Below are 11,277 nucleotides of genomic sequence, written 5' to 3' on the forward strand. Positions count from 1 at the left end.
CAGGTTAGAGGGTTCCCCGCACCAGCCGGGCATAACGCCCGCCGCGCGCCAGCAGTTGCGCGTGTGTTCCGCGTTCGGCGATGCGGCCCTCGTGCAGCACCACGATCTGGTCGGCATGCTCCACAGTGGACAGCCGGTGCGCGATCGTCAGCGTCGTGCGGCCCTCGGCGAGCCGGTCGAGCTCGGCCTGTACCGAGCGTTCCGTCCGGGTGTCGAGCGCGCTGGTCGCCTCGTCGAGGATGAGCATCGGCGGGTTGCGCAGCAGGATCCGCGCGATCGCGATCCGCTGCTTCTCGCCGCCGGAAAAGCGGTAGCCGCGCTGGCCGACGACCGTGTCGTACCCCGCGGGCAGCGCCACGAGCGTGTCGTGGATGTGGGCCGCCTTCGCCGCCTGCTCGATCTCCTCGTCGGTCGCGTCCGGCTTCGCGAAGCGCAGGTTCTCCCGCACGGTGTCGTGGAACAGGTACGTCTCCTGCGCGACCAGCCCGACCCCGGCCGCGAGCGACGACGGCGTCACGTCCCGGACGTCGACGCCGTCGATCGTCACCGACCCGGCACTCACCTCGTACAGCCGCGCCACCAGGTACGCCAGCGTCGTCTTGCCCGAGCCCGTCGAGCCGACCAGCGCCGTCGTGGTCCCGGCCGGGATGTCGAGATCGATGTCCGTCAGCGTCAGCGGGCCGTCCTCGTCGTAGCGGAAGCAGACGCCGCGCATCGCAACGTCGCCGCGGCGCACCTCCAGCGGTCGCGCGCCGGGCTTGCCGTCGATCTCCACCGGCAGGTCGAGCACCTCGAAGATGCGCCCGAACAGCGCCTTCGACGTCGCGACGTTCTGCCCGATCGCCTGCATCGCGCTCGCCGGCGTGACCAGCCGGTTGAGCATGCTGGTGAACGCCACGACCGTGCCGAGCGAGATCGGGGACGCGCCGCCGGCCAGCGCCAGCCCGGCGATCCAGTAGACCAGCGCCGGGATGACGGTCAGGCTCATCGCCCGCGACGCGGTCTGCCAGCGTCCCGCCAGTGCCGCGGCGCGTTCGAGCGACGCGATCTCCCGCGACTCGGCGGCGAACCGCTCGCGCATCGCCCGCTCGTTGCCCATCGTCTTGGCCAGCAGCACGCCGGTGACGGACAGGGACTCCTCGACCAGCGTCGTCAGCCGGGCCATCCGCCGGGTGCGGCCGCGGGCCAGCGTCCGCCGTTTCTTGCCGAGGCGCAGCGTGAACAGCAGGAACAGCGGGACGACGACCAGCGACAGCGCCGCGAGCTGCCAGTCGAGCGCGACCAGCGCGACGGCGATCGCGAGCGTCGTGGTCGCGTTCTGCACCACCGAGCCGGCGGTCGTGGTGATGACGTTGTCGACGCCGCCGATGTCGTTGAAGACGCGCGAGAGCACTTCGCCGCTCTTCGTCCGCGTGAAGAAGCCCAGTGACATCCGCTGCAGGTGGCCGTAGACGGCGACGCGCAGCTCGTTCATCACCCGCTGCCCGATGGTGTTGGACAGCCCTGTGGTCGCGACGCCGAGGGAGCCGCTGCCCACCGCGCAGGCGATCATCCCCGCCGCCAGCAGGCTGACCAGCAGCGTGTCTCGGTGCGGCAGGGCGTCGTCGAGGATCTCGCGCAGCAGGAACGGCGAGACGACCCCGAGCCCGGCCTGCAGCACGATCAGCGCGAACAGCGCGGTCATCGGCCCGCGGTGCGGGCGGAACAGCCCGGCGATCCGCCGCAGCGGGACCGGCTCGTCGGCGTCGGTGGCCGGTTCGCGGAGGACGGGCACGGCAGTCATACACGTATGTTTACCAACTCTCCGGCACATCTCCAGTCTTTTTCCGGAAAGCGCCGAAGCGGTAATACGCCTACGCGTAGCATGTGTGCGTGCCCGCGGAGAGCGGGAGCCGGAGCGACTACCCTCGACAAGGCCGGCCGCGTCCGGCGCGCCACCATCGACCCAGCTGGAGCGTGCACACCCGTGTTCGACACCCTCTCCGATCGGCTCACCGCCGCCCTGCAGACGCTCACGCGCAAGGGCAGGCTGTCCGACGCCGACATCGACGCCACCGCGCGCGAGATCCGCATCGCGCTGCTGGAGGCCGACGTCGCCCTCGGCGTGGTCAAGACCTTCATCGCGAGGATCAAGGAGCGGGCCAAGGGCGCCGAGGTGTCCCAGGCGCTCAACCCCGCGCAGCAGGTCGTCAAGATCGTCAACGAGGAGCTCGTCGGGATCCTCGGCGGCGAGACGCGCCGGCTCAACCTGGCCAAGACACCGCCGACCGTGATCATGCTCGCGGGTCTGCAGGGTGCCGGTAAGACGACGCTCGCGGGCAAGCTCGCGCTGTGGCTGAAGAAGCAGGGCCACGCGCCGATGCTGGTCGCCTGCGACCTCCAGCGCCCGAACGCCGTCACGCAGCTGCAGGTCGTCGGCGAGCGCGCCGGCGTCGTCACGTTCGCGCCCGAGCCGGGCAACGGCGTCGGCGACCCGGTCGACGTCGCCCGCCGCGCCATCGCCGAGGCGAAGCACGCGCAGCACGACGTCGTCGTGGTCGACACCGCGGGCCGCCTCGGTGTCGACGAAGAGCTGATGAAGCAGGCCGCCGACATCCGCGACGCGGTCGAGCCGGACGAGGTCCTGTTCGTCGTCGACGCGATGATCGGCCAGGACGCCGTGACCACGGCGGAGGCGTTCCGCGACGGCGTCGGCTTCACCGGCGTCGTGCTCACCAAGCTCGACGGCGACGCCCGCGGTGGTGCCGCGCTGAGCGTCCGCGAGGTCACCGGCCAGCCGATCCTCTTCGCCTCCAACGGCGAGAAGCTCGAGGACTTCGACACCTTCCACCCGGACCGGATGGCCTCGCGCATCCTCGGCATGGGTGACGTGCTCACCCTGATCGAGCAGGCCGAGCAGGCCTTCGACCAGCAGCAGGCCGAGAAGGCGGCGGCGAAGCTGTCGAGCGGCCAGCTCACCCTGGAGGACTTCCTCGAGCAGATGCTGGCGGTCCGCAAGATGGGCCCGATCGGCAACCTGCTCGGCATGCTGCCCGGTGCCGGCCAGATGAAGGACCAGCTGGCCCAGGTCGACGACAAGCACCTGGACAAGCTGCAGGCGATCATCCGCGGCATGACCCCGGCCGAGCGCGAGGACCCGAAGATCATCAACGGCTCGCGGCGGCTGCGCATCGCCAACGGCTCGGGCGTCACCGTCCGCGAGGTCAACGACCTGGTCAACCGGTTCTTCGAGGCCCGCAAGATGATGGCCCAGATGGCAGGCCGGTTCGGCTTCGGCGGCGGGGGCGGCTCCAAGCGCAAGGGCAAGAAGGGCAAGAAGGGCGGGCGCGGCCCGACGCCGCCCAAGGTCCGCGGCGGCTTCCCCGGTGGCATGCCGATGCTGCCCCCGGGTGGTGGCATGCCGGGCGGGATGCCCGACCTGTCGCAGCTGGGCGGCATGAACGACGTCCCGGGCTTCGACCCGTCGAAGTTCAAGCTGCCGAAGAACCCCAAGGACAATTGAGCACGGCACTGCACGCCGCCGGGGTGATCCTGCCCGGCGGCGAGCCGGGGGAGCTGTGGATCACCGGCGGCCGGATCTCGTTCGAGCCGGTGCCGGACGCCGAGACGCTGGGCCGGGACGTCTTCCTCGTCCCCGGCCTGGTCGACGCGCACTGCCACCCCGGCATCGGCGTCGGCGGTCCCGTGTCGCTCGAAGAAGCGGCTTCGCAGGCCGCGGCCGACCGCGACGCGGGCACGCTGCTCATCCGCGACTGCGGCCTGCCCATCGACGTCCGGCCGCTGCAGCGCCGCGCCGACCTCCCGACGATCATCCGCGCGGGACGGCACCTGGCCCTGCCCAAGCGGTACATCCCGGGCCTCGGCCTCGAACTGGAGGACCCGGCGCAGCTGCCGGACGCCGTCGCCGAACAGGCCCGCGACGGCGACGGCTGGGTCAAGCTCGTCGGCGACTGGATCGACCGTGGCGCCGGCGACCTCGCACCGCTGTGGCCGGACGACGTCCTCGCCGAAGCCGTCAAGGTGGCGCACGACCACGGCGCCCGCGTCACCGCGCACGTGTTCGGCGAAGCCGCGCTGCCCGGGCTGATCGCGTCCGGCATCGACTGCCTGGAGCACGGCACGGGCCTGAGCGACGGCCAGCTGGCCGAACTGGCCCGCAACGACGTCGCGCTCGTCCCGACGCTGATCAACATCGAGAACTTCCCGGGCATCGCCGACAAAGCGGGCAAGTACCCCACGTACGCGGCGCACATGCGCGCGTTGCACGCCGGAGTCGGCGAGACGGTCGCTTCGGCCATCGAAGCCGGCGTCCGCGTCTTCGCGGGCAGCGACGCGGGCGGCATGGTCGAGCACGGCAGGCTCGTCGACGAGATCGAGGCCCTGCACCGCGCGGGCATGAGCCGCGAGCAGGCCCTCGCGAGCGCGTCCTGGGCGGCCCGCGACTGGCTCGGGCACCCCGGCATCGCCGACGGCGCGCCCGCCGACCTGCTCGTCTACCCGGCCGACCCGCGCGAGGACCTCGGCGTGCTGCGGCACCCGTCGCACATCGTGCTCGGCGGCGTCGTGTACGCCTAGACCCCCGCTGTTTTCCTTGCGGGGTCGGCACTTTAGCGTTGGGGACGTGACGGACGACGACGGCGCACGGCGCGTGCTGGGGGCGCACTGGTGTTTCGTGGCGTTCTTCGCGGGCATCGCCGGCTACTACCTGGCCAACTTCGTCATCGCCGCGGCGGTCAACCGCAACGTCGGCGAGTTCGACCCCCTCGAGCTGCGCGACGTCGGCCCGCTCCTGCTGCTGGCGTTCGTGCCGAACCTGCTGCTCGGCCTCGGCCCGGCGGCGGGCTCGTGGCGCTGGGGCGGCGGGCTGCGCGCGGACTTCGGGCTGAAGCCGACCTGGCGCGACGTCCGGATCGGCCTCGCCTGCGGCGTGCTCGCGCTGGTCGTCGGCTACCTGCTGAACCTGATGCTGATCGCGGTCTACGGCGCCGACGACGTCTCCGACAGCCCGCTGACCGACCTCGCCGACACCTACGACGGCGACACGGTGTGGCTGGTCCTCGCCGCGGTGATCGTCATCGCCGGCGCCCCGGTCACCGAGGAGCTGCTGGTCCGCGGCACGCTGTGGAACGCGCTGTCGCTGCACCGGATCCCGCCGTGGGTGGTGCTCGTGCTCACGTCGCTGGTCTTCGCCCAGCTGCACGGCGAACCGACCCGCACGCTCGCGCTGTTCGGCCAGGGCATCGCGATCGGGCTCGCCCGGCACCTGTCCGGCCGGGTGAGCGCGGGGGTGATCGCCCACGCGGCCAACAACCTGCCGCCGGCGGTCCTGCTCTTCGTGGCGCACTGACCATTACGAAGATCGATGGACAGTAGCCGGGCGGATACTGTGCGATCACAGCGCGGCGGCTAGGCTCGGATCACGAGCCGACCGAGCGCGCGGAGGGGCAAGGCGTGACCACTTCCCAGCCTCGGGACCCGGCTGCCGACGCCACGCCGCTGCCCGAACCCGAGGAGCCCGCCGCGACCGCGTTCCTGCCGCCCCTGCCGCGGCACCGGTGGGGCTTCGGCGCGTTCCTGCTCGTCGAAGCGGTCCTGCTGGCGTCCGCGGCCTTCGTGTCCGTGCTGGTCGGCGACACCGGCCCGGGCCCGCTGCCGATCCGCGTCGTGCTGCTCGGCACGATGCTGCCCACCATGATCGCCGCCGGCGTCGCCGTCCTGATCACGTACGTGCGCGGCAACGGCCCGGTCCTCGACCTGCGGATCGAGTGGCGCTGGGCCGACGTCCGCACCGGGTTCCGGTACGGCTGCGTCGGGCTGGTCTTCACGACGCTGGGCGCCTACCTGTGGACCCAGCTGGTCGGCGACTCCAACGCGACGTCGGCGATCAGCGCGCTGGTCGAGAACCGCACGATGTCGGTCCCGGCGGCCGTGGTGATGTTCGTCTACCTGTGGCTGCTCGGCCCGATCTGCGAAGAGATCATCTACCGCGGCCTGCTCTGGGGCGCCGCCGAGCAGCTGCAGTGGCGCAGCGAGCGCTGGGGCCGGGTGGGGGCGTTCCTGCTGTCCACGGCGGTGTTCGCGGCCAGCCACCTCGAGCCGCTGCGGACGACGTTGCTGCTGGTCATCGCGGTCCCGATCGGCCTGGTCCGGCTGGTCACCGGACGGCTGCCGGGCAGTATCGTCGCCCACCAGGTCAACAACTTCCTCCCGGCGCTGGCCATCCTGCTCGGCGCGCTCGGGGTGGCCTCTTTCTGAGCCTCTTTCCGGGGCCGCGGGTGCCGTCTGGCAGAATGGGTCACTGCCTGCTTCCGCCGGACCCTCTCACCGTGCGAAAGCTCCTGACCTCCGGGTGCCCGCGTCCGTGTCCCCACTCGGCCCGCGTGCGCCCAGCCCAGCACCAGAGAGACTCGAGGAGAACCCACACCCGTGGCCGTCAAGATCAAGCTGCAGCGCCTCGGCAAGATCCGTGCGCCGTACTACCGCATCATCGTCGCCGACGCGCGCACCCGCCGGGACGGCAAGGCCATCGAGACGATCGGCAAGTACCACCCGAAGGAAGAGCCGAGCCTGATCGAGGTCGTCTCCGAGCGCGCCCAGTACTGGCTGGGTGTCGGCGCGCAGCCGACCGAGCCGGTCCAGCGCCTGCTGGAGATCACCGGTGACTGGCAGAAGTTCAAGGGCCTGCCGGGCGCCGAGGGCACCCTGAAGGTGGCCGAGCCGAAGCCGTCCAAGCAGGACCTGTTCAACGCGGCGCTGGCCGCGGCGGGCGAGGAGCCCACCACCGAGGCCACCACGCCGAAGAAGAAGTCCGCCCCGAAGAAGGCCGAGGCCGAGAAGGCGGAGGCCGCTGAGGGCGAGAAGTCCGAGTGAGTTTCCTCGCGGACTCCCTCGAGCACCTGGTGCGCGGGATCGTCGACAACCCGGACGAGGTCCGGGTCGAGCTGCTGACCACCCGCCGTGGCCGCACGCTCGAGGTGCACGTGCACCCCGACGACCTCGGCAAGGTGATCGGCCGGGGTGGTCGCACGGCGACCGCCCTGCGCACCGTCATGGGTGGCATCGGTGGCCGCGGCGTCCGGGTGGACGTCGTCGACACCGATCGCTGAACCTCGTTTCGGAAGCACGGTCAGGATGGACGTCGTAGTCGGCCGCATCGCGAAGGCGCACGGCATCCGCGGTGAACTCGCGGTGGACGTGCGCACGGACTCGCCGGAAGAGCGCTTCAAGGCGGGCGCGGCCGTCACGGCGAAGCTGCGCGACGGCAGCAAGAGGGAACTCACCATCGCAGCCGCCCGCGAACACAGCGGGCGGCTGCTGGTGCGTTTCGAGCAAGTCCCCACCCGCGACGTCGCGGAGACACTGAGGGGCGCGCTGCTCCTGGCCGACACGGCCACCCTGCCGCCGACATCGGACCCCGACGAGTTCTACGACCACGAGCTGGCGGGCCTGCGAGCCGAGCTGACCGACGGCACGATCGTCGGCAAGGTGATCGAGGTCGTCCACTCACCGGGCGGCGAGCTCCTGGAACTGGACGTCGACGGCCGTTCGGCGCTCGTGCCGTTCGTCCGCGCAATCGTCCCCACGGTGGACGTCGCGGGCGGCCGGGTCGTGCTCGACCCGCCGGAAGGGCTCCTGGACGCCTGACATGCGGATCGACGTCGTCACGATCTTCCCCGAGTACCTCGACCCGCTGCGCGCCGCGCTGCTGGGCCGGGCGATCGACCGCGGCCTGATCGAGGTCGGCGTGCACGACCTGCGCGACTGGACCCACGACGTCCACCGCGCGGTCGACGACGCCCCGTACGGCGGCGGCCCCGGCATGGTCATGAAACCGCAGATCTGGGGCCCGGCCCTGGACGACGTCTGCGGGCCGGAAACGCGGCTGGTCGTCCCGACGCCCGCCGGGCGGCCGTTCACCCAGGAGCTGGCCCACGCGTACGCCGAGGAGAAGCACCTCGTGTTCGCCTGCGGCCGGTACGAGGGCATCGACCAGCGGGTCGTCGACGACGCGGCCCGCCGGATGCCGGTCGACGAGGTGTCGATCGGCGACTACGTCCTGGTCGGCGGCGAGGCGGCGGTGCTGGTCATCGTCGAGGCCGTCGTCCGGCTGCTGCCGGGCGTGCTCGGCAACGCGCGGTCGGCCGCCGAGGACTCCTTCTCCGACGGCCTGCTCGAAGGGCCCAGCTACACCCGCCCGGAAGTGTGGCGTGACCTGGCGGTGCCGGAGGTGCTGCGGTCGGGCAACCACGCCCTGATCGACCGCTGGCGGCGTGACCAGGCCCTGGAGCGCACCGCGCGGCGCCGCCCCGATCTCCTGGCGCGGCTGCCGGAAGGTAGTCTCGACAAGCATGATCTCGGGGTCCTGGAGGGCTTGGCCCCCGAGCAGGCGCAGGGGCCGGTGCTTCCGCCGGAACCCGGTCTGTAATACTTGACAGGTTGGCGTGAGTGGACCTCCTCGTCCACGAGCCCGCCATCAGCCCCCCGGGTCGCCCGCAGCGGCACCGTTGCGCGCCCGGGATCTGTACGCAAGCCATACGAAGACGAGGACGGACCACCGATGAACACCCTGGACGCGCTGGACAAGCAGTCGCTGCGTTCCGACATCCCGGACTTCCGGCCGGGCGACACGCTCAAGGTGAGTGTCCGCGTCATCGAGGGCAACCGCGAGCGCAACCAGGTCTTCCAGGGCGTGGTCATCCGCCGTCAGGGCGGGGGCATCCGGGAGACCTTCACCGTGCGCAAGGTTTCGTTCGGCGTCGGCGTCGAGCGCACCTTCCCGGTGCACTCGCCGAACATCGCCTCGATCGAGGTCTTCAAGCGCGGTGACGTCCGCCGGGCGAAGCTGTACTACCTGCGCGACCTCCGCGGCAAGGCCGCCAAGATCAAGGAGCGTCGCGAGAACCGCGAGACGGCTTCGGCTAACTGAGTCACAACCCGGTTACCGGTAGCCTGACGACGTGGCCGAACCCGTGTCCCAGAACGCTCCCGAGGATGACCCCGACCGCTCCGAGGAGGACAAGCCGCGGCTGTCCCGCTCCGAGGAGCGCGGGGGATCCCACCGGCGGCGAGCCAAGCCCGCCAAGAAACGGTCGTTCTGGAAGGAACTGCCGATCCTGCTCGTGATCGCCCTGGTGCTCACGATCCTGATCCAGACATTCCTCGCGAAGGTCTTCATGATCCCCTCGGGATCGATGGAGGCCACCCTGCACGGGTGTCCGGGCTGCCACGGCGACCGGATTCTCGTCGACCGGGTGACCTACGACTTCACCGAGCCCTCCCCGGGTGACGTGATCGTCTTCAAGGGCCCGCCGGCCTGGGTCAACAACGAGGTCTCGGAGCCGGAGTCGAGCAACTTCGTCGTCCGCGCCCTCCAGGGCCTCGGCTCGCTGGTCGGGTTCGCCCCGCCGGACGAGCGGGACTTCGTCAAGCGCGTGATCGCGGTCGGCGGCCAGACGGTCCAGTGCTGCGACACGCAGGGCCGGGTCGTCGTGGACGGCAAGGCGCTCGACGAGCCGTACGTCCACTGGGAGACCGCCGACCAGGCGGAGAAGCCGTTCACCCCGGTCAAGGTCCCCGCCGGGACGGTGTGGGTCATGGGCGACAACCGCAACAACTCCGACGACTCCCGGTTCCAGGGCGGCGGCGGCGTGAACGGCGTGGTCCCCGTGGACAACATCATCGGCAAGGCGCGGATCATCGTCCTGCCGCCAAGCCGGTGGGGCGGGATCACCGACCACAACCCGCAGGCCTCGGCCCAGCCGGCGGCGCTGAGCGCCCCGGCCTGGCAGAGCGGGCTCCCGCTCGGCGCCGGGATCGCGGCGGCCTGGCCGGCGCTGTTCCTCGGGCGCAAGCTGAAGTCCGGACTGCGCCGGAAACGCTGACCACACCCCGATCCGTGCCGGCAGACGGGTGAACAAGCCTTGACTCTTCCCGTTCCCCTCACCGCGGCCGAGCCGATCCGGCCCCCGCGGGCCGTGGTGCGCGGCGACCTCTTCTGGGGTCTGCAGGGCGCGCTCGACCGCCGTGGCCTCGGCCCGGTCGCGGGTGTGGACGAAGCCGGGGCCGGTGCCTGCGCCGGCCCGCTGGTGGTCGCGGCCTGCGTGCTGAAGCAGACCGACGCGGCGAAGCTGCCGGAGCTGACGGACTCCAAGCTGATGACGGCCAAGGCGCGCGACCGGGTCTACGACCTGGTCCTCGCCCGGGCCGTCGACTACTCGGTGATCGTCATCCCCACGGCCGAGGTCGACCGCTACGGCATCCGGGTGATGAACCTGGAGGGCATGCGCCGCGCCGCGGCGGCGTTGCGCGTGCAGCCGGGGTACATCCTCACCGACGGATTCCGGGTCCCGGGCCTGACGGCCCCGAACGCGGCGGTGATCAAGGGCGACCGTTCGGTGGCCTGCATCGCGGCGGCGTCGGTGCTGGCGAAGGTGACGCGGGACCGCATCATGGCGGGTTACCACGAAGATCTCCCGCACTACGGCTTCGACGTGCACAAGGGCTACAGCACGTCCGACCACCTGGCGGCGCTGCGCGAGCACGGCCCGAGCGACGTCCACCGCTGGTCGTACACGAACGTGGCGACGGTGGCGGTCAAGCGCGGCCTGCGGCCCACGCGTCCGGTGCTGCTGACGTACGCGGCGCTGGAGAAGGCCATGGAGGCCGGCGCGGCCGCAAACCTGGCCGCGGTCCTCGACGAGGCACTCGAGCCACAACTCAGCCTGCCGCTGCATGCCCCGGTCGCGGGTGTGGGTCACAATGAACGCTCCGCCGGCGGAGCAGCAGCACGATCCCGAGGAGGGGCGCGGATTTCATGAGCGCAGAGGATCTCGAGAAGTACGAGACCGAGATGGAGCTCTCGCTGTACCGCGAGTACCGCGACATCGTCGGCCAGTTCTCGTACGTGGTGGAGACCGAGCGTCGCTTCTACCTGGCGAACGCGGTGGACGTCCAGGTCCGCGACGGCGGCGGCGAGGTGTACTTCGAGGTCCGCATGTCCGACGCGTGGGTCTGGGACATGTACCGCCCGGCCCGCTTCGTCAAGCACGTCCGGGTCATCACGTTCAAGGACGTCAACGTGGAGGAGCTGGACAAGCCCGACCTCCGCCTCCCCGAGGACGGCCCCTTCTCCGGCTGACCAGCCTTCCGCGCCGGCCCACCCGCCAGGATGGGCCGGCGCACCCATTCCACCCTCTCGCCGCCTAGCACACCCCACCGACAATTTCGGTAGGAATCCGGCTGCCCGGGGACAGGTTGTCCACATACCCCCGGTTGTCC

Annotated in this window: 13 protein-coding genes; 12 read left to right on the forward strand and 1 reads right to left on the reverse strand. The window is 71.2% G+C overall.

Features of this window, described 5'->3' with window-relative positions:
* Nucleotides 1-4: 4 nt before the first annotated feature.
* Nucleotides 5-1,783 carry an ABC transporter ATP-binding protein gene (locus ABJI51_RS06950; protein WP_348948396.1) on the reverse strand — a complete coding sequence of 593 codons (1,779 nt, stop codon included), beginning with the start codon at nt 1,781-1,783 and terminating at the stop codon, nt 5-7.
* Between the two features lie 183 nt (nt 1,784-1,966).
* On the opposite strand from ABJI51_RS06950, the gene ffh reads away from it, so the two are divergent.
* The 12 genes from ffh (at nt 1,967) to ABJI51_RS07010 (ending at nt 11,137) form a co-directional block, all read left to right on the forward strand.
* A complete protein-coding gene (gene ffh, locus ABJI51_RS06955) occupies nt 1,967-3,502 on the forward strand; it encodes a signal recognition particle protein (RefSeq protein WP_348948398.1) in 1,536 nt (511 codons plus the stop codon).
* Nucleotides 3,499-4,575 carry an amidohydrolase family protein gene (locus ABJI51_RS06960; protein ID WP_348948400.1) on the forward strand — a complete coding sequence of 359 codons (1,077 nt, stop codon included), beginning with the start codon at nt 3,499-3,501 and terminating at the stop codon, nt 4,573-4,575. Before ffh ends, ABJI51_RS06960 begins: the two co-directional genes overlap by 4 nt.
* A gap of 46 nt (nt 4,576-4,621) precedes the next feature.
* The gene (locus ABJI51_RS06965; protein ID WP_348948402.1) at nt 4,622-5,347 is read left to right on the forward strand and encodes a CPBP family intramembrane glutamic endopeptidase; all 726 of its coding nucleotides are present in this window, start codon (nt 4,622-4,624) and stop codon (nt 5,345-5,347) included.
* A gap of 104 nt (nt 5,348-5,451) precedes the next feature.
* A complete protein-coding gene (locus ABJI51_RS06970; RefSeq protein WP_348948403.1) occupies nt 5,452-6,255 on the forward strand; it encodes a CPBP family intramembrane glutamic endopeptidase in 804 nt (267 codons plus the stop codon).
* Between the two features lie 171 nt (nt 6,256-6,426).
* Complete coding sequence (gene rpsP / locus ABJI51_RS06975; protein ID WP_191310269.1) at nt 6,427-6,870, forward strand: 30S ribosomal protein S16; 444 nt, start codon at nt 6,427-6,429, stop codon at nt 6,868-6,870.
* On the forward strand, nt 6,867-7,106 hold the full coding sequence (locus ABJI51_RS06980; RefSeq protein WP_003103110.1) for an RNA-binding protein: 240 nt from the start codon (nt 6,867-6,869) through the stop codon (nt 7,104-7,106). Before rpsP ends, ABJI51_RS06980 begins: the two co-directional genes overlap by 4 nt.
* Nucleotides 7,107-7,131: 25 nt before the next feature.
* On the forward strand, nt 7,132-7,644 hold the full coding sequence (rimM, locus tag ABJI51_RS06985) for a ribosome maturation factor RimM (RefSeq protein ID WP_348948407.1): 513 nt from the start codon (nt 7,132-7,134) through the stop codon (nt 7,642-7,644).
* A 1-nt stretch (nt 7,645) separates the two neighbouring features.
* A complete protein-coding gene (trmD, locus tag ABJI51_RS06990; RefSeq protein WP_348948409.1) occupies nt 7,646-8,425 on the forward strand; it encodes a tRNA (guanosine(37)-N1)-methyltransferase TrmD in 780 nt (259 codons plus the stop codon).
* Between the two features lie 132 nt (nt 8,426-8,557).
* Nucleotides 8,558-8,926, forward strand: a complete 369-nt coding sequence (rplS, locus tag ABJI51_RS06995) for a 50S ribosomal protein L19 (RefSeq protein WP_072480952.1) — start codon at nt 8,558-8,560, stop codon at nt 8,924-8,926.
* 31 nt (nt 8,927-8,957) lie between these two features.
* Nucleotides 8,958-9,881, forward strand: coding sequence for a signal peptidase I (gene lepB / locus ABJI51_RS07000; protein WP_348948411.1), 924 nt, complete (start codon nt 8,958-8,960; stop codon nt 9,879-9,881).
* Nucleotides 9,882-9,974: 93 nt separating this feature from the next.
* Complete coding sequence (locus tag ABJI51_RS07005; protein WP_348948718.1) at nt 9,975-10,817, forward strand: ribonuclease HII; 843 nt, start codon at nt 9,975-9,977, stop codon at nt 10,815-10,817.
* Nucleotides 10,814-11,137, forward strand: a complete 324-nt coding sequence (locus ABJI51_RS07010; RefSeq protein ID WP_003096226.1) for a DUF2469 domain-containing protein — start codon at nt 10,814-10,816, stop codon at nt 11,135-11,137. The genes ABJI51_RS07005 and ABJI51_RS07010 overlap by 4 nt, the downstream gene beginning before the upstream one ends.
* The last annotated feature ends 140 nt before the right edge of the window (nt 11,138-11,277 follow it).

The organism is Amycolatopsis melonis (genome assembly GCF_040064235.1).
GTDB classification, from domain to species: Bacteria; Actinomycetota; Actinomycetes; order Mycobacteriales; family Pseudonocardiaceae; genus Amycolatopsis; species Amycolatopsis melonis.